This is a genomic window from Aquiflexum balticum DSM 16537 (assembly GCF_900176595.1).
Taxonomy (GTDB): Bacteria; Bacteroidota; Bacteroidia; order Cytophagales; family Cyclobacteriaceae; genus Aquiflexum; species Aquiflexum balticum.
On record NZ_LT838813.1, the window covers coordinates 5,593,620 to 5,612,046 of the forward strand.

The 18,427-nt window shown below is 38.0% G+C and carries 16 protein-coding genes; 13 read left to right on the plus strand and 3 right to left on the minus strand.

What is annotated here, in order from left to right; translation table 11 throughout:
• The first annotated feature begins 30 nt into the window (after positions 1-30).
• The 13 genes from sufD (at position 31) to B9A52_RS23830 (ending at position 14,168) form a co-directional block, all read left to right on the plus strand.
• Positions 31-1,308, plus strand: coding sequence for a Fe-S cluster assembly protein SufD (sufD, locus tag B9A52_RS23770; RefSeq protein ID WP_084123063.1), 1,278 nt, complete (start codon positions 31-33; stop codon positions 1,306-1,308).
• Positions 1,309-1,314: 6 nt separating this feature from the next.
• The gene (locus B9A52_RS23775) at positions 1,315-2,538 is read left to right on the plus strand and encodes a cysteine desulfurase (RefSeq protein ID WP_084123064.1); all 1,224 of its coding nucleotides are present in this window, start codon (positions 1,315-1,317) and stop codon (positions 2,536-2,538) included.
• Positions 2,535-2,966 (plus strand): SufE family protein, encoded by a 432-nt coding sequence (locus tag B9A52_RS23780; protein ID WP_084123065.1) that lies wholly within the window; start codon positions 2,535-2,537, stop codon positions 2,964-2,966. The genes B9A52_RS23775 and B9A52_RS23780 overlap by 4 nt, the downstream gene beginning before the upstream one ends.
• Before the next feature lie 7 nt (positions 2,967-2,973).
• Entirely contained in the window at positions 2,974-3,315 is a 342-nt protein-coding gene (locus B9A52_RS23785; protein ID WP_084123066.1) for a DUF59 domain-containing protein, read from the plus strand.
• Positions 3,316-3,336: 21 nt separating this feature from the next.
• Positions 3,337-3,756, plus strand: coding sequence for a BrxA/BrxB family bacilliredoxin (locus B9A52_RS23790; RefSeq protein ID WP_084123067.1), 420 nt, complete (start codon positions 3,337-3,339; stop codon positions 3,754-3,756).
• A gap of 301 nt (positions 3,757-4,057) precedes the next feature.
• Positions 4,058-5,344, plus strand: a complete 1,287-nt coding sequence (locus tag B9A52_RS23795; RefSeq protein WP_084123068.1) for a citrate synthase — start codon at positions 4,058-4,060, stop codon at positions 5,342-5,344.
• Between the two features lie 294 nt (positions 5,345-5,638).
• Entirely contained in the window at positions 5,639-5,899 is a 261-nt protein-coding gene (locus B9A52_RS23800) for an acyl-CoA-binding protein (RefSeq protein WP_084123069.1), read from the plus strand.
• Between the two features lie 223 nt (positions 5,900-6,122).
• Positions 6,123-7,940 carry a DEAD/DEAH box helicase gene (locus B9A52_RS23805; RefSeq protein WP_084123070.1) on the plus strand — a complete coding sequence of 606 codons (1,818 nt, stop codon included), beginning with the start codon at positions 6,123-6,125 and terminating at the stop codon, positions 7,938-7,940.
• A 139-nt stretch (positions 7,941-8,079) separates the two neighbouring features.
• The gene (locus B9A52_RS23810) at positions 8,080-8,796 is read left to right on the plus strand and encodes a 16S rRNA (uracil(1498)-N(3))-methyltransferase (protein WP_084123071.1); all 717 of its coding nucleotides are present in this window, start codon (positions 8,080-8,082) and stop codon (positions 8,794-8,796) included.
• Positions 8,793-9,968, plus strand: a complete 1,176-nt coding sequence (locus B9A52_RS23815; RefSeq protein WP_084123072.1) for a DUF4221 family protein — start codon at positions 8,793-8,795, stop codon at positions 9,966-9,968. Before B9A52_RS23810 ends, B9A52_RS23815 begins: the two co-directional genes overlap by 4 nt.
• Positions 9,969-10,261: 293 nt before the next feature.
• Positions 10,262-11,407, plus strand: a complete 1,146-nt coding sequence (locus B9A52_RS23820; protein ID WP_084123670.1) for an alpha/beta hydrolase — start codon at positions 10,262-10,264, stop codon at positions 11,405-11,407.
• A 109-nt stretch (positions 11,408-11,516) separates the two neighbouring features.
• Positions 11,517-12,947 (plus strand): leucyl aminopeptidase family protein, encoded by a 1,431-nt coding sequence (locus B9A52_RS23825; RefSeq protein ID WP_084123073.1) that lies wholly within the window; start codon positions 11,517-11,519, stop codon positions 12,945-12,947.
• 3 nt (positions 12,948-12,950) lie between these two features.
• Entirely contained in the window at positions 12,951-14,168 is a 1,218-nt protein-coding gene (locus B9A52_RS23830; protein ID WP_084123074.1) for an ATP-grasp domain-containing protein, read from the plus strand.
• Positions 14,169-14,175: 7 nt separating this feature from the next.
• Here B9A52_RS23830 and B9A52_RS23835 read toward each other — a convergent pair whose 3' ends face one another.
• The 3 genes from B9A52_RS23835 to B9A52_RS23845 form a co-directional block, all read right to left on the minus strand.
• A complete protein-coding gene (locus B9A52_RS23835; protein WP_231955397.1) occupies positions 14,176-14,574 on the minus strand; it encodes a hypothetical protein in 399 nt (132 codons plus the stop codon).
• Between the two features lie 215 nt (positions 14,575-14,789).
• Positions 14,790-16,073, minus strand: coding sequence for a D-alanyl-D-alanine carboxypeptidase (locus tag B9A52_RS23840; RefSeq protein WP_084123075.1), 1,284 nt, complete (start codon positions 16,071-16,073; stop codon positions 14,790-14,792).
• Positions 16,070-18,160, minus strand: a complete 2,091-nt coding sequence (locus B9A52_RS23845) for a S9 family peptidase (protein ID WP_084123076.1) — start codon at positions 18,158-18,160, stop codon at positions 16,070-16,072. Before B9A52_RS23845 ends, B9A52_RS23840 begins: the two co-directional genes overlap by 4 nt.
• Positions 18,161-18,427: the final 267 nt, after the last annotated feature.

The following is an 18,427-nucleotide window of genomic DNA, read 5'->3' on the forward strand; positions in this document are numbered from 1 at the left end:
AAACCATTAATCCCCAATCTTTGATTGACTATGATAACATTGTCCAAAAATAATATTACGGATCTCATATTGAGTGAGATACCCAATTTAGATTCTTTTCCTGATCTTAGGGAAAAAGGGAAGTCTATACTTGCAGAAAATGGCCTTCCCGCACTTAAAGAAGAAGAATATAAGTTCACTTCAATCAGCAAGAAACTGGAGAAATCCATCAGTAATTTCTCTCAGGCCAAACAGATCGATCTTGGTGCTGAAACTATTGAATCAAACATTGCGGAAGGTTTTGACGGTGATGTGTTGGTTTTTAATAATGGTCAGTTTGATAAATTGAAATCCACTATCACACAAACCGGCTATATTATTGATCTGATCAATGATGCCAAACCGGAATTACTTGGAACGATAGCCAAGACCGAAAAAGATCCTTTTGTCGCTCTGAACGATATCTCTTTCAACAACGGTATATGCATCACCATCAAGAAAAACCAAAAAATCGAAAAGCCGATCTTGTTTCTTTTTTTCAATAAAGCCAACATGGGACAGGTCATCAGTCCAAGGGTTTTAATAGAAGTGGAAGATAATGTTGAGGCAACATTTTTGGAAAATACCATATCATTGGATGAGACTGTTTATTTCAGCAATTCTGTTACCGAAATCAAAGTCGGTCGGAATGCACATGTCCATTACAGCAGACTTCAAAATGAAAATCCCAATGCCATTGTTGTAAATAACTTTGAAACCAATATCCATAAGGATGCCACTTTCACTTCGGTAGTTATTTCATTGTCAGGTGACATGGTTAGAAACAACCTGAGTCTTAATCTGCTTGATTCAGGTTGTGTGGGAAATATGTATGGATTGTATTTATTGAATGGCAAATCGCATGTCGATAACCATACCAATGTGGACCATACCAAACCACACGCTGAATCCAATGAATTATACAAAGGTATTCTTGCTGATAATTCCCGCGGGGTTTTCAATGGTAAGATTTTTGTACGTAAGGATGCTCAGAAAACCAACGCATTTCAGCAAAACAACAATATTCTTTTATCGGAAAATGCCATAATCAATACCAAACCCCAATTGGAAATATGGGCAGATGATGTGAAATGTTCTCACGGCTGTACCACCGGACAATTGGATGAAGAAGCACTCTTCTATCTTCAATCAAGAGGATTGGGCAAAGATCAGGCAAAAGGAATGCTGCTTTACGCTTTTGCGGGAGAAGTTATGGATAATATTTCTGATGAGCATTTCAGAAATTACATCGTGAATATTGTGCAGCAGAGATTGGGAAGTAATTTTTAAAAATTTATGTCTTTTAATGTAGAAGAAATCAGAAGCTTGTTTCCAGTCCTTCACCAAGAGGTAAACGGTAAGCCTTTGATTTATTTTGATAATGCGGCGACAACGCAAAAACCTTTGTCAGTTCTTGACGCATTGTCTGATTATTACAAAAAAGACAACTCAAATATCCATAGAGGTGCTCATACTTTGGCTGATCGCGCGACCAGGCATTACGAAAAAACCAGGTCTCTGATCAGAGATTTTATCAATGCCAGGGAGGAAGAGGAGATTATTTTCACAAAAGGGACTACGGAAAGCATCAATTTGGTTGCCGCCACATTTGGCAGAAAGTTCATTACAAAAGGTGATGAAATCCTGATTTCGACCATGGAACATCATTCCAACATAGTACCATGGCAAATGCTCTGCGAAGAAAAAGAGGCCACCCTTAAAATAATTCCAATTTCAGATTCAGGTGAAATTCTTTTGGAGGAATTTGACAGGCTTTTAAATGAAAAAACCAAACTGGTCAGCATTGTCCATGCATCCAACTCGCTGGGCACGATCAATCCTGTAAAAGAAATCATACGGAAAGCGCACCAATTTGGGGCAAAGGTTCTTTTGGACGGAGCGCAATCTACCAGTCATTTGAAAGTAGATGTGCAGGATTTGGACTGTGATTTTCTTGCTTTTTCTGCGCATAAACTATTCGGTCCGACAGGATTGGGTGTTTTGTATGGCAAAAGAAGCATTCTGGAAACCATGCCCCCCTATCAGGGAGGCGGAGAAATGATCAAGGAAGTAACATTTGAAAAAACCACCTATAATGAAATCCCATTCAAGTTCGAAGCCGGAACACCCAATATAGCTGATGTTATCGCGTTTCAGAAATCTTTGGAATTTATCAATTCAACGGGTAAACAAAATATAAAAACCCATGAAGATGGTCTTCTTTCTTATGCCAATGAATTGATGGGAGAGATTAAGGGATTTGTCCCTGTAGGGACAGCCAGAGAGAAAGTGAGCGTCTTATCCTTCAATATCAGGGGTATGCATCCATTTGATGTGGGAATGATGTTGGATGCCAATGGTATTGCCGTGAGGACGGGACACCATTGTACTCAACCTTTAATGCAAAGATTCGGGATTGAGGGAACCGTGAGAGCTTCTTTTTCTGTTTACAATACCAAATCAGAAATTGATCAAATGGCGCTTGCAGTTGCCAAAATTGCAAAAATCAAAAATAAATGAATAGCATAGAGGACATCCAAAATGAAATTATTGAGGAATTTGGCATCTTGGGAGATGACAAGGAATCCACTATATATTATATAATGGAATTGGGTGCCCAATTAGACGAATTTCCGGAGAATGAAAGGATAGATGAAAATATCATTAAAGGATGTCAATCCAAAGTATGGTTGACCACCAAGGAAGAAAATGATAGAATTATTTACCTGGCAGATTCAAATACTGATATTACCAAAGGATTGATCAGCTTATTGATGAGGGTATTGTCAGGAAGGAAACCTCAGGAAATTCTCAATGCCCAACTTGATTTCATAGATAAAATCGGCATGGGAAATATCATTGGATCCCAAAGATCAAATGGCCTGGCTGCAATGATCAAGCAAATGAAACTATATGCTTTAGCTTACCAAGCCAAGCAAAACGTCTGATAATTACATGCAAGATTCTAAAGAACAACATATCGAAATACCATCTCAGGAACTCAAGGAAAAGGTCGTAAACGCCATCAAGCAGGTATATGACCCGGAAATTCCCGTTGATGTTTACGAATTGGGTTTGATTTATGAAATCAGCGTGTACCCTGTCAACAATGTGTATTTGTTGATGACTTTGACATCACCGAATTGTCCTTCAGCTGAATTTATTCCTTCTGAAATCAAAGATAAAATACAACAAATCCAGGGAATCAACCACGTGGAATTAGAACTCACCTTTGATCCGCCATATTCTCAGGATATGATGTCAGAGGCTGCCAAATTAGAATTAGGTTTTCTATAAAATAAATAAAAATAAAAAAATATGTATCCAGAGGAACTTATAGCACCAATGCGTGCAGAATTGACAAACGTTGGTTTTCAGGAATTTAGAACTTCACAAGAAGTAGATGAACATTTGAAAGACCATAAGGGAACTACTTTTATTGTAATCAATTCTGTTTGTGGCTGTGCTGCAGGTGCAGCCAGGCCAGGCGTGAGGTACGCGCTTGAGCAAAGCGAAAACAAACCTGACGTATTAGCTACAGTTTTTGCGGGCAATGATGCTGAGGCAGTGTCCAAAGTCAGGCAACATCATCTTCCATACCCTCCCTCCTCCCCATCAATGGCACTTTTCAAAGATGGTGAATTGGTTCACTTTATCGAGAGACACCATATAGAGGGACGTAGCGCAAAAATGATAGGAGATCATCTTGTAGAGGTTTTTGAACATTTCTGTAAATAAAAATTGCCCTTCGGGGCTTTTTTTTTGCTAAAAAGATATAGTAATATCACAAAAATGCCGAAAAATATAATTTGGTTTAAATCGGAATTCCCAGTATTGATCGATGCAATTACCCTTTGGCTTACTTAAAATCATAACTTTAAAAGTTTTTACCTATATACTTTTTTTGTCGATGTCTACAACGTAATTTAGGTAGTTGATATAATAATTCATTTAGAAAATCCCCGATTTTACTAACTTAAGAGATTGATTGATAGTTATGCTTTTAAAAACAATAAACTGATAAATAAATAATATAATTATGTCTGAAATTGCTAAGTTATCTTATGGAGGAAAAGATTTTGAACTCCCTATAGTAGAAGGTACCGAAAATGAAAAAGCTATTGATATAGCCAAATTGAGAGGTCAATCCGGACTCATAACCATTGATCCCGGATACAAAAACACCGGCTCAACAATGAGTGCCATCACATTTTTGGATGGAGAAACCGGAATTTTAAGATACAGGGGTTATAGAATTGAAGACTTAGCAGAAAAATCAACTTTTTTGGAAGTTTCTTATTTGCTTATTTATGGTGAATTGCCTACCCAATCAGAATATGAAAAATTCACCAGAGAAATCACAACCCATACTTTAGTCCACGAGGATATCAAGAAAATTCTCGACGGATTTCCTTCCAATTCCCACCCAATGGGAGTTCTTTCTTCACTGATTTGTTCCTTGACGGCTTTTTATCCCCAATCATTGGATCCAAACAGAAACGAGAATGAGGTGAACTTAAGCATTGTGAGACTATTGGCCAAAATGCCAACTTTTGCAGCTTGGGCTTATAAAAATGAAGTGGGGCATCCTGTGAATTATCCGGATAACAGCTTGGACTATTGCTCCAATTTCTTAAAAATGATGTTTGCCTTACCGGCAGAAAGGTATGATGCCGATCCGGTTGTAGCTAAAGCACTTGACCAATTGTTGATTTTACATGCTGACCATGAGCAAAACTGCTCAACTTCCACTGTCAGGATTGTTGGTTCATCACAGGCAAGTATATATGCTTCAATTTCTGCCGGTATCAATGCGCTTTGGGGGCCGCTCCATGGTGGTGCCAATCAAGCTGTAATTGAAATGCTTGAATCTATCAAAAAAGACGGCGGTGATACAAAAAAATTCCTGAACAAAGCAAAAGACAAAGATGATCCGTTCAGATTGATGGGCTTCGGTCATAGGGTTTATAAAAACTTTGACCCAAGAGCAAAAATCATCAAGAAAGCAGCAGATGATGTGTTGACTAAATTAGGGGTGAATGACCCCGTACTCGAAATAGCCAAAGAATTGGAATTTGCTGCTTTGAATGATCAGTATTTTGTAGATAGAAAACTATATCCGAACGTGGATTTTTACTCAGGAATCATTTACAGAGCACTGGGCATTCCAACAGATATGTTTACGGTCTTATTTGCTATGGGCCGCCTACCGGGATGGATTGCTCAGTGGAAAGAAATGAGACAAAACGGAGAACCAATCGGAAGGCCACGACAAATTTATACAGGTGCCAATGAAAGAGATTATGTCTCTATGAATAGAAGATGATTTGAATAATTGTTAAAGAGAGCTCTGACTTCCATGTGAAACATTGGATTCAGAGCTTTTTTTGTGAAAAGATTGTCCGATGTCAGATTGGACGGAAGACGGAAGACAGAAGACGGAAGACAGAAGTATGCGTCTGATCTTGGTTCTTGATTCTGCTATATTCCGGACAAACTTTGATTCTTAAATCTTATGTCTTGTGTCTTGAGTCTCATGTCTATCTTCTCGCCTCTCTAACAACTTCTCAAATCTATTTTTCCTACATTTGGAAACTCAAAATCAAAAAATAGTTTATTTATGAAAGCAAATACACTTGAAGAAGCAGTCGCACTCACGAAAAAATTTACAAGTAAACCCTCCAATGAAGAATTATTGAAACTTTATGCACTTTATAAGCAGGCCACTGAAGGTGACAATACGGAGGAAAGACCGGGTGGATTTGATTTTGTGGCAGCAGCAAAATACAACTCATGGCTGGCTTTTAAAGGAAAATCCAAAGAAGATGCTACAAAAGAATATGTAGATTTGGTCAACTCAATATCAGTCAAATATATGTAATTGACCATGATTTAGGCTGTAATTCAGAATTATCCTCTAGTAATCCACTAAAATTCTACAATAAATTTTAATATATTTCCAATCTGGATTTGGAAAGAAAAAAATTTTACTTACCTTTGCATCCGAATTTATAATTAATATTTTTCATACCGTGGGTTTCCTTACTGTCGCTTGATTTAGGGTACTTCTAGGAAATCATGGTTTGAAGAAGTAAGGAAACATCATGGAAAAAGAATTAACATTCTCAGACCTTGGGATTTCAGCGGAAATCTTAAGGGCAGTAGAGGACATGGGCTATACCCAACCATCTACTATTCAATCACAATCTATACCTCTTTTATTGGAAGGACGAGATGTCATCGGTCAGGCCCAAACGGGAACTGGTAAAACTGCTGCATTTGGTATTCCAATCATTGATCAGGTGGATACTTCAATCAACAAACCACAGGCTTTGATTCTTTGCCCAACCCGTGAATTAGCGGTACAGGTAGAGGGCGAAATCGTAAAACTTTCAAAATACAAAAGAGGTCTTTCCTCAACCTGTATTTATGGTGGTGAAGCGATTGACCGACAGATCAAAAGCTTGAGAAAGGGTGTTCAGATTGTAGTAGGTACTCCTGGTAGAATCATGGACCACATGGACAGAGGCACATTAAAGCTTGATATGGTCAGTATCATCATTTTGGATGAAGCGGACGAAATGCTGGACATGGGCTTCAGAGAAGATATCGAAAATATCCTTAGCGAATGTCCTGAAGAAAGACAGACTGTCTTTTTCTCGGCAACCATGCCAAAGCCTATTTTGGACTTGACCAGAAAATTCCAGAATAATCCTGAACATATTAAAGTGTTGAGGAAGGAATTGACAGTAGAAAATATATCACAGGTATATTATGAAGTAAAGCCTACATTGAAAATCGAATTGATGACCAGGTTGATGAACCTGAATCAGTTTAACCTAAGTGTGGTTTTCTGTAATACAAAAAGAGTGACCGATGAGGTTACCGAAGAACTGATTGCAAGAGGAATTCAGGCAGAAGCTTTACACGGAGATCTTTCGCAAGCTCAGCGTACCAAAGTAATGAACAAGTTCAGAAAAGGGCATTGCTCAGTATTGGTCGCAACAGATGTAGCTGCAAGAGGTATTGACGTGGACGATGTTGAAGTCGTATTTAACTTTGACCTTCCTTTGGACGAAGAAAATTATGTTCACAGAATCGGTAGGACGGGTAGAGCTGGGAAATCCGGTGCTGCGATCAGTTTTGTGACCGGCAGAAGAGACATGTATAAAATAAAGGATCTTGAAAAATTCATCAAGACTTCCATTGACAAGATGTCCCCTCCTTCCGCAGCAGATCTGATTGAACTTAAAAAGGCTCAATTTGTAAAAGATGTACATAGACAACTTGCCAAAGAAGGTGACAATAGCTTCTATGAAGATATTATTGGCCAGCTTTTGACAGAAGGTCTGAGTTTGGAGCAAATCGCTCTGGGATTGGTGAAAATCCAATTGGCTGATACTGTTCATGAATTGGAGGATCAGAATTTTGACCTGGATCTTGGAAGAGATCGCGACAGAGGCGGAAGAAGAAGTGAAGGTGGAAGTGGAAGAGACAGGGATTTTGGAAGAGGTAGAGAATCAGGCAGAGGCCGAGAAAGAGAAAGATTCGGTAGAAGCGAAGGCGGAAGAGGCGAAAGCAGAGGATATGGCAGAGACAGAAGTGAAAGGTCTGAAAGAAGTGATCGACCTGATAGAGGGGACAGAACTGAAAGAAGCCCTAGAGAAAAAGGAGTCAGAGAGCCTGGAATGGCCCGTCTTTTCTTGAACTTAGGAAAGAAAGACCGTATCAGACCAAATGATATCGTTGGAGCAATTGCCGGTGAAACCGGAGTGCCAGGAAGATCTATTGGTGGAATTGACATTTTTGACAACTTCTCATTTGTGGATGTGCCTCAAAAAGACGCTGATCACGTAATCAGTGTCATGAGAAACAATACCATCAAAGGTAAATCTGTCAACATGGAAATTTCCAAAGGGTAATCGCCGGAAAGAAATAAGTTTCGAAGTTAATAAAGGTTAGTAATATTAAGCGCGGTCTCTCAGAGGTCGCGCTTTTTTATTTGAAATCCTGTTTGATTAAAAAGGGATTCCGTATTTTCGCTAAACAATCCCTGAAAATATGCAGCTTTTTTTCCATGAAAACACTCAGGACAAGGACTTCCAACTGGATCTTGAAGAATCCCGGCATCTGATAAAAGTATTGAGAAGAAAACAAGGAGATAAAGTCAACTTTACAGATGGTAAAGGTTGTCTTTACACCTGTGTCATTAAAGATGCGAATCCTAAAAAAACCATTCTTTCTATTGAGGAAAGAAATTATGTACCTGAAGATGACTACTACATCCATCTTGCCATCAGTCCAACCAAAAATTCAGAGAGAATGGAGTGGATGATTGAAAAGATTACAGAAATCGGAGTACATGAAATCACCTTTATGCAATCAGAACATTCCGAACGTGGAAACCTTAAACTTGACCGTCTGGAGAAGAAGATTATAGCTGCCTGTAAGCAAAGTCTCAAGACACGAGTTCCCAAATTAAATCCTGTAGTACCCATGGAGGAATTGGTAAGGGACAAAAAATTCGATACTTATCAAAGGTTTATAGCCTATGTCGACAAGGAAAATGACAGGCATTTGATTGAAAAAGCCAAAAAAGACAATGCCTATATCATCCTGATAGGTCCCGAGGGGGATTTCTCAAAACAAGAACTGGACTTAGCTTTCAAACATTATTTTCTGCCCTGCTCTTTGGGCAAAAGCCGGTTGAGATCTGAAACAGCAGGACTTGCAGCCGTTCATACCTTACAGTTAATCAACAATATCGAATTTCAATGAAAATCGTTAATTTAATTCTTTTATCAATTTTAACTTTATTTTCTTTTAGTTGCAGTAGGAAGTTTGAAAATAAAATTGAATTGGGGGAACCATCCCATGATTTATTTCTTGAAAGTGAAGGCCTAATAAAGTTTGAAGCAATTAATGGGTTAAATAGTTATCTTAGTTCTATACAGTTTTTTGAAGATAGCACAAGTTTAGTCGGTATGCTGAATCCTTTAAATAACACCTTTTTTTGGTTTGATTTAGAGTCAGGAAAATGGTTAGGTAATCAAGTTTTTGAGGAAGAGGGACCCAATGGTGTTGGCTTTTTAGGTGGAGTAACGTCCTCTTTTATTTTAAACCAAGACTCAATTTTAATATATAATATTCAGGTGGGAAGGTTGTTTTTATTAAATAAAAATTCAGAGATTTTAGACCGATATATTGTAACTGATTATTCTGACCCTAGTAATTTTCCTGCACCATTTCCAAGTTTGCTGAGACCTATTCAATATTATAAAGGGAAAGTTATTCTTCCTTCGGGATTGAATAATCGTATATCTAATTTTGAAAATTTTCCTTCATCCTTAACATTGGATTTAAAGACAAAAAAAGTTAAGTTCCCTTCAATTTTTTCTGATCTTTACAGTCAAGCTTATTGGGGAGAAATGTTTAAATATGATCCCTCGGTTATTTCTTTTCAAGATAAGCTCATTATAAGTTATCCAATAGACTTTTCTCTTCATGTCTTAGATTGGGAGTCAGATTCAGTTTACAAAGTAATGGCACCGAGTAATTATTTTGATAATATTGTTCCCTTTAAATATGATGTGGATTATTACTCAACAATTAATCCAAATCAAAAGAATATTGAACAGGAAAATCATTCTCTGTCGACTTCTGACTTTGCCGGTTTATTAGCTGATCCAAATGGGGAATTCCTTTATAGAATCGCTTATATAAGGCCAAACTTAGAGCAAGTTCGGCTTGGAAATAAACTTGCTGATTTTTCTACCATAATTATTGATTCCGAATTGAAAATTGTTGGAGAAAGAAAATTTGACGGAAAGATTTATGACAATTCATTGATTTTTACTTCTCCTAAGGGTATCCATATTTTTAGAAAAGATTTATATGAAATGGATGAACAGTATTTGTCTTTTGAAACTTTTCAACCAAAAAAGATTTAGAGAAACCAATCAAATTCTGATTTTTAGGGATTAGATTTTTGAGGTTTTTAGCTTAAAATTTTCAAAAAAAGTTGAAGAAATATTAATTATTAGTTTTAAGCCAAGCATCTCTCCTTCTAATGCCTGCCAAGTCAACAAAGGAGAATCCTTTATCCTGATTTAGAAACCTCGCACGGGATTATCTTATATTGGACGATAAAAACAAAAAAGTAAAGAATCTTCTTTATTTGACGGATTCAAAAAATTACATTTACGGCAATCGATATCGCATTAAAAAACAGAAAACATTTCGAATGGATTGCGAAGAAAATACTGTTCTGTCTGATAACATACAGAAGGAAAAAACGGATAGCCTTTGTATTATACTTACCACCGATGAAGATGACAACAGACCTGTATATCTTTCGGGAAATTTCAACAACTGGGCGACCCAAGACAGAAAATATATTTTGAATAAAGTTTCCTTAGGAAAGTACTCATTTCGGTTTCCTGAAGATTTTTCTTTCCCAAAAGAACTGGTCTATAAATTCACCAAAGGGGATTGGTCTGAGGTGGAAATTGACCGATATGGAAATAAAACACCCAACAGGCTCTGTAAAAAAACTTCCGGAATCCAAAAAGAACATGTTCCCAAATGGCGTAAAAACTGGCTTCCTTACCGCCCAAGTCAACTTCCGCAGGTCCACCTAATTTCAGAGGAATTTGAAATTCCCCAATTGAATAAAACCAGAAAAGTGTGGGCCCTCCTACCCCACGATTACAGCACTTCCGAAGAATCTTATCCGGTACTTTACCTGCAAGATGCCCAGAATCTTTTCAATGAAAATGCTCCTTACGGAAACTGGCAGATTGATAAAAAACTTGCAGTCATGTCAGATTATGGGATCGGAAAAATCATCATCATTGCCATTGAACACGCCGAAAAAGAAAGGATATTGGAATACAACTTCGGAAAAACCTTATTGGGTCAAGGGGAAGGAAAAAAATACATACGTTTTGTAACCGATACCCTGAAACCATTTGTGGATAAGAATTTTCGAACTAAGCCCGAAAGAGATTTTACCGGTATTGGCGGGAGTTCAATGGGTGGATTGGTAAGCATATTCAGTGGTCTGATTTATCCCGAAGTATATGGTAAATTGATGATCTTCTCCCCTTCTTTATGGGTTATACCAAAAATCAAATTCTCTTTCCTTGATTTTTTTGAACCAATGAACACCAAGATTTATCTCTATGCAGGTGGAGATGAAAGTGAGACAATGATCAGGCATGTCAAAAAGTTTAAAAAGCGTTTGATGAAAAGAGAATCCATCAGTGATAGAATGAAGGTGAAACTCAGTATCAATATGGAAGGTAAACACAGTGAAACCTACTGGAGTGATGAATTTCCAAAAGCAATAGAATGGCTCTTTTTTAGCGATAAAGAAGGGGATCTTTGAATTGGAATTATTTACCCTAAATAAATATCTATTAAAAAAATAAGAAGAAGTTTTTGATTTGGCCCATTTTTAAGAGAAGGAAGGGTCTTATATCCTTACCCAAAGAAATATGAAAATTAAAATAGTCAAGATAGAAAAGGACTTTAAAGGATTGGTAATCATTCCATTTTTGGAAAATGACCGGACTGAAGAAAACGCCATAAAGTTCCTTGACAAAATGGTTACCAAGAGTCTTTTTGCCGGAAAAAAAGATACACAGTTCATCCTCGAAGATAAAATTTCTGAAAGAGTCTACCTGCTTATAGGGTTAGGCAAAAATCCGGAATACAAAACCATCAAAACAGCTTTCAGAAGATTGACCGCCAAACAGGCTGATCTTTTTGGAGATAATATTCTTATTTCATTCTTGGAAGGTTTAGATGAAACTGCTCTGGAAGCTGCAGTTTCCGGTTTGCTTCTCGGCACCTATAGGCTAGGCCATTACAAACAAAAAACCGGAGAGGAAAAAGATTGGGGGAAAGTAAACCTCTATATTGATGTCGAATTTTCCAATGCAGAAGCATTGGCCATAAAGGGCTTCAAAATTGCCAATGCTCAATTGGAAGCGTTCTCTTTGGTGGATTTACCTCCCAATAAAGTCACACCTGAGTATTTAGCTGAATGGGCAAAAAAAGCAGGAAAAGAATTTGGATTCAATGTCAAGGTACTTGGAAGAAAAAAAGCTGAAAAGGAAGGCTTGAAAGCATTCTTAGCAGTAGGTCAGGGCAGTTTGAAAGAACCGCAGTTTATAATTATGAAATACCGATCCGAGAAGGCGGAAAAACATATAGGATTGGTAGGAAAAGGAATAACATTCGATACCGGTGGATTGAATATCAAAACTGCCGGTATGGTCCATATGAAATGCGATATGGGAGGAGCTGCAACCGTATTGGGGGCTATGCAGTTGGCCGCAGATCTCCAATTACCTGTGAATATCACTGCTATAGTGCCTTGTGTAGAAAATGCGGTTGACGGACTTTCATTTGTTCCTTCCGATGTGATAGGGAGTTATAGTGGAAAAACCATTGAAATTATAGATACTGATGCTGAAGGCAGATTGATTTTAGCTGATGGCCTTTCCTATCTGATCAAAAATTTTAAGCCGGATTCGGTCTTGGATTTTGCTACATTGACCGGAAGTGCGGTAGGAACTTTTGGTTATGAATGTGCTGCTTTGTTTAGCAACGATACAGTACTTTCCCAGAAACTTCAGGACAGTGGCATGTCAATAGGAGAAAAAGTTTGGCCTCTTCCTCTTTGGGATGTTTATAAATCCGAAATGGACAGCGAAATTGCTGATATCAAAAATTTTCATGGGAAGCCATTTGCAGGAGCAATTACTGCAGCAAAATTCCTGGAAGTATTTACTGAAAGCCATACCTCATGGGCACATTTAGATATCGCAGGAACGGCCTTTGGAGATTCAGAATTTGCAAAAACCAAGCATGCAACTGCTTTTGGTGTTCATTTATTAATTAAATTGTTAGAAAAAATTTGAGCCATGAAAGACAATCATAAAACCTTTTTGTGCATTTCCAACTATTTTAAAGGAAGTGCTTTTTTGATTTCCCTTAAGAAAGCCGGAAATACTGTTTTTTTGATCACTACAGAAAAACTGAAGGAAAGTCCTTGGCCATTTGAATACATTGATGAAGTGTTTTATATGCCCGGTCAGGACCTGGACTGGGATTTGGAAAAACTCCTCTTTGGCGTGGCAGGCATCATGAAAACCACAAAAATCGATGCCATTGTAGCACTGGATGATTATGATGTTGAAAAGGCTACTTTCTTGAGAGAAAACCTCCGTGTTGCCGGTATGGGGCAAGCAACCGGCAGATATTTCCGTGATAAACTGGCCATGCGGATGCGGGCACATGAAGCGGGTGTGCTCGTTCCTCCATTCTCACCTATTTTGAACGATGAAGAAATCAATCATTTTGCAGATAATGTTCCCGCACCTTGGGTACTTAAACCCCGATCTGAAGCCTCTGCACATGGTATCATCAAGGTCTATGATAAAGACAGTCTTTGGCAGAATATCCATGAACTCGGTGACAATAGAGTGAGATATCTTGTGGAACAATTCAAACCCGGTGATGTGTATCATGCAGATAGCCTGAATCTAGATGCAAAGACTATTTTCTGCACTGTTTCCAAATACCTGGCCACCCCAATGGAAATTTCCCAGGGGGGCGGGATTTTCAGAAGTGCAAATGTCCCCTATGGTTCCGAAGATGATAAAGACATTGAAGAAGCCAATAAGCAGGTGATGAAAGCTTTTGGTATGAAAAACGGAGCTGCCCATACAGAATTCATCAAAGGAAAGGAAGATGGGAAAATCTATTTTCTCGAGACTTCTTCAAGGGTAGGCGGTGCACATTTGGCCGAAATGGTAGAAGCTGCAACAGATGTCAATCTATGGACTGAATGGGCCAAAATCGAAGATGCTGTAGCTAAAGGCAAAGAATATAAACTTCCCAAAGTTAAAAAAGGCTACGCCGGTATAGTACTGACACTTTCAAAATACAAGGATCCGGATCTTTCCTCATTTGATGATAAAGAAATATTCTTCAGGGTTCCATTGGATTATCATGCTGGCTTGATTTTAAGGTCTGACAAACACAGCAAAATCAGGGAATTGTTGGATAATTATGCCGAGCGCTTGACAAATGATTTTTCAACAGTCGCCGAACAGGAAAAATTGAAAAAATTCCATTAAAACATCTTTATTGGTTTTTCTTGTCTTTTCTTAAGGATTGATCTTTGGAATCCCTTACTACCAAAAGCCAATCCACATCCAATTCGAGGTAACCATAATCGAAACAATAGGTGTATGAATTCCCTTTCCAATTGGTAAAGGTGTGGGTATGGTATTTGAAATTGTAGCCCAATCGATTTAATTTTTCCTTAGGAACTTTGACTTTTTCTATACCTCCTTCAACTATCCCTTCCAAAATATTTCTGTTCATCTTTAAATAATTCATGATATTCCTGACCACCTTAGGATCTCCAATTCTTCTTTGATTATTTAAACTGCTCCTACAATTATCATCACAAAATCGTTTATCTGATCTTCCATAGACCAACTTTCCACAATACTCACACAGTTTTCTGTCGATGTTCATAAAAACTAAAATTAAAAGTGATGAAAACTTAACTCTAAGTAATCAAATATATAAAAATAAAAAATGCACTTCAATCCCGTAAACAGGGTATTTTTTAAGTAAAAATTATAACATATCTAATTAATATTTAGTATTATTTCATGAATATACTTAAAAACAAGAAATATTGATTAGAAAAAATCTGTCGTGAGTTATTTTAATTCGAATTCTTACTTTTAATATTTTTCATGGATTTCTGTCATAATCCTTACCATTTCGACCCTAACTTCTGAGGTAGGGCGGACAAAATTATTGTTCATAAAAACATAGCGGTAGCTTTTCCCCTTTCTCGTTTCTACCCAACCACTCTGAAGGTGCATATATCTCAGTGAACCTGTTTTGGCCCAAACAAAGGGTTTATCTTTATCTGTTTTATAAGCATTACGAAGGGTACCGGAAACACCTCCTGCAGGAAGCATCATTTTGAGCCTTTCCTGGTCATTAACCTTACGCTCAAGCATATTAAGCACCTCCAAAACCGTCCTTGGAGTAAAAAGATTGAACCTTGATAAACCAGATCCATCCTCCCAAACTGGGATGTTTTTTAATTTATTGTAGTGGTTTTCAAGCCCATATTCAATGGCTTTTTCCATTTCTAAGGTGTCTCCAATAATTCCTGAGACCAAAAGAAGAATTTGCTCAGCCAGAAAATTGTCACTCGGTAACATCATGTGTTTATACAAACTGTCACTTGGAATGCTATAAAGTATATTTGGGTTGGTCGGTTTGGGTTTTAGAATCAGACCGACTTCTTTTTTCAAAGTATCCTGTAGCAAAAATCTCGTTACCTGCATATCCACAGGATAAAGAATCCTATCTTTGAAATCATCAGGAACCGGAATCACAGGATATAAAAGCTCAGTTCCGATTTTAGATCTAACAATGTTAAACCTGTTAAGATTTAAAGTGGAATCCTGTCTAAGGAAGTTGGAAATGGCTTGTGGCGACACCAAAAGACTTCCTGTTTCCGTTCTTTGAACATTAGCAGAATTGCCATACATGGGAAAATGAGAAAGATCTGACCGCCAATAACTGGGTTCAAATCTTAGTGGGAGTTCATCAGACAAATAAATATCATAAGGACTATTGGCCAAAAAATCATACACCCTTCTATTGCCCAATTTAGGATGAAGAAAAGATGGGTCTCCTGTTCCCCAGATAATCAAAGAGTCACCACTGATTTCATATTTTAATGCAGGAATAGAATCTCCTAACACATTTAAGGCAGTATAAAGGGTAAGCAATTTTGTGTTTGAGGCAGGAACAAAATGTCTGTCTTGATTTTGCTGATAGATAATTTTCCCGGATTCGTCCTGGATCATAAAACCCACAAAATGTTCCTGCATGATTGCAGAGTTTTCGAACATTTTCCTTACTCTGCGCTCATTTAGTCTCTGGCCATAGGAAACTGAAATCTGGCTGAATATAAGAATGATCAATAATAGAATGTGATTTTTCATTTTTGGTTCAGATGTTTGTTCAAAAATTCCGCGGTCTCTTTATTTACTTTAATCAAATTCGAATGTTTCATCCAGTGATGACTGTCATCAGGAATGATGAGGTATTCATAAGGCTTCTTTTTTTCATCAAATCTCCTGATCAGGTCAGTGGTCTGACTCACCTGTACGTTGCGGTCATCATCCCCATGGATAAATAAGACCGGAGAAGTCCAAGTATCCAAGTAAGCAAGCGGCGAAGAAAGCCATGCAATTTTTAGTGCCTTGGTATAATCGGGGGCTTGTTCAAAACCGTCCTGCAACTTCAGTCTACTTGACAACTCATGGACCCCATGAATATCTACCCCTACTTTGAATAATCCGGAATCCTTGCCCAAAGCCAAGGCGGTGAGGTATCCTCCATAGGAACCACCATATATACCGATTCTATTTTCATCCACATTTTCCAATGAGGCCAAATACTCTCCGGCAGCTTTAACGTCCAGATACTCCTCAGCCCCTTGCCAATATGTTCTAGGTGCTTTATGAAACTCATAGCCATAGCCTATCCCCAGTCTAAAATTTACGGAAAGTACCACAAATCCCATCTCAGCCAAGTATTGATTGACTGCATAAGTATTGGAATAATAATCCCCGTAATGCCATCCCAAAAGCATTTGCCGCTGTGGGCCCCCATGTACGAAAACTACACCGGGCTTTTTGGACGACCCTCCCGGTTTTTCAAAAATCTGTCCATGAATTACCATGCCGTCGGAGGATTTAAAAATTACCTGCTTTGGAACAACAAGATTATCCGGGAAATCTGATGGAATAAGGTCCGTTGCTATTAGCTTAATCTCTTTGGTAGGAATATCCAAAATTGCCGGAAGCATTGGTCTTTGACTCGTGGCTGAAAAAAAAGCAATTTTTTGGTTGTCCGACAGTGCTACCGGAATTGCTTCTATCCCCTCTCCTTCAGTCAGCATGACCATTTGATCGTCTTTAAGATTAACCATACCAATATGCCTGCGATCTATATCCAACTTATCAGAACCTGTATTTGCCGAAAAAAATATTTTACTTTTATCATGACTGAGATTGATATGCTCTACCATAAATTGTCCTTTAGTCAATTGCTTGGATGGACCGGAAAAAGGATCCATAGTATACAAATGTGGCCAACCATCTTCATAGGATAGATAAACCAATTGATTCTCCGCTGCCCAATGCAGATTGAAACGGCCATGCGTGGTAGGTACAGATCCCATTAAGGTTTCCGGTGACTTCCACCTTGACGAACCACTGCCGGATGCCGCATCTGCTACCCAGATTTCCCAAGGACTATGTCTTTGCTCCAATATAGGATGAGGCTCTGACTTTCCTCCGGGCAATCTAACAAAAGCTATCATTTTTCCGTCTAAGGACCATTTTGGACTTACATCCCTTTGGAAAGAGGGTTCAATCCATTGAATAGGCCTGTCATGATCTGAATAAATTCCAATCAAAGAATGGGTTCCTCTGTTTAATTCAAACAAAATTTGCTTACCATCAGGTGACCACTGAAAAGAATTGATAGAACCTTTGACTTCAAAATGCTGAGATGCTTTACCTTCAGCAACAGGAATTGTCCAAATTTGTCTGTTTTTCAGAAAAGCGATAGTTTTACTGTCCGGGGAGATGATTGGATTATCCCCTTCGGTTAACATCTCAGCTTTGCCATTTTCAAGAGAAACTTTCCAAATGGCCACTTTAGGAATATTTGTTTCGCTTGCAGGATTGATCCCCGCATCATAATTCCAATTGCTGCCATGTTCACCGCCTCTGACAAAAACAATAAATTTACCGTCATTTGAAAATTGCAGGGAAGTGATTTCCTGCCCGTCATCTTTATCAAATGAAGTGATATTCTTGGGAGCATATTCAGGTTCCTGACTGATGTAAATATTTCTCAATCCCTGTTCATTCATAGCCCATGCAATGCTGTTTCCTGTTTGTGAAGTTGTCAATTCAGAAGGAAATGGATAGGAAGATATTTGTTCTATGGTAAAGGACTGGGAAATAACCTCATAGAAGAGCCCCATCAAGATCAAAAAGAAGAGGATTTTTTTCATAATTGTTAATGGTCAGTGGATAATGGTTATTTGTTTTCAGTGATCATTTTTCAAAGGTTCAAATGATTTGCAGCTAATAAAATTCATGTAACTATTAAGGTAACCAATTACACTGAAATCCAAAACAAAAAAATTCCCTGTGGTAAGAAGGTAGAGCGGAAAAGGATGGAAGGAAGAAGGAAGGCTGAATTAGGCAGGTTGATAGTGGCAAGGACGAGAGCTTTAGGAATTGTAAACTTGCTTTTAATGGATAACTTCTATAAGTTA

Coding starts and splice junctions, on each gene's coding strand:
- sufD (WP_084123063.1), top strand. CDS start 31: ATGATAACATTGTCCAAAAATAATATTACGGATCTCATATTGAGTGAG.
- B9A52_RS23775 (WP_084123064.1), top strand. CDS start 1,315: ATGTCTTTTAATGTAGAAGAAATCAGAAGCTTGTTTCCAGTCCTTCAC.
- B9A52_RS23780 (WP_084123065.1), top strand. CDS start 2,535: ATGAATAGCATAGAGGACATCCAAAATGAAATTATTGAGGAATTTGGC.
- B9A52_RS23785 (WP_084123066.1), top strand. CDS start 2,974: ATGCAAGATTCTAAAGAACAACATATCGAAATACCATCTCAGGAACTC.
- B9A52_RS23790 (WP_084123067.1), top strand. CDS start 3,337: ATGTATCCAGAGGAACTTATAGCACCAATGCGTGCAGAATTGACAAAC.
- B9A52_RS23795 (WP_084123068.1), top strand. CDS start 4,058: ATGTCTGAAATTGCTAAGTTATCTTATGGAGGAAAAGATTTTGAACTC.
- B9A52_RS23800 (WP_084123069.1), top strand. CDS start 5,639: ATGAAAGCAAATACACTTGAAGAAGCAGTCGCACTCACGAAAAAATTT.
- B9A52_RS23805 (WP_084123070.1), top strand. CDS start 6,123: ATGGAAAAAGAATTAACATTCTCAGACCTTGGGATTTCAGCGGAAATC.
- B9A52_RS23810 (WP_084123071.1), top strand. CDS start 8,080: ATGCAGCTTTTTTTCCATGAAAACACTCAGGACAAGGACTTCCAACTG.
- B9A52_RS23815 (WP_084123072.1), top strand. CDS start 8,793: ATGAAAATCGTTAATTTAATTCTTTTATCAATTTTAACTTTATTTTCT.
- B9A52_RS23820 (WP_084123670.1), top strand. CDS start 10,262: ATGGATTGCGAAGAAAATACTGTTCTGTCTGATAACATACAGAAGGAA.
- B9A52_RS23825 (WP_084123073.1), top strand. CDS start 11,517: ATGAAAATTAAAATAGTCAAGATAGAAAAGGACTTTAAAGGATTGGTA.
- B9A52_RS23830 (WP_084123074.1), top strand. CDS start 12,951: ATGAAAGACAATCATAAAACCTTTTTGTGCATTTCCAACTATTTTAAA.
- B9A52_RS23835 (WP_231955397.1), bottom strand. CDS start 14,574: ATGAACATCGACAGAAAACTGTGTGAGTATTGTGGAAAGTTGGTCTAT.
- B9A52_RS23840 (WP_084123075.1), bottom strand. CDS start 16,073: ATGAAAAATCACATTCTATTATTGATCATTCTTATATTCAGCCAGATT.
- B9A52_RS23845 (WP_084123076.1), bottom strand. CDS start 18,160: ATGAAAAAAATCCTCTTCTTTTTGATCTTGATGGGGCTCTTCTATGAG.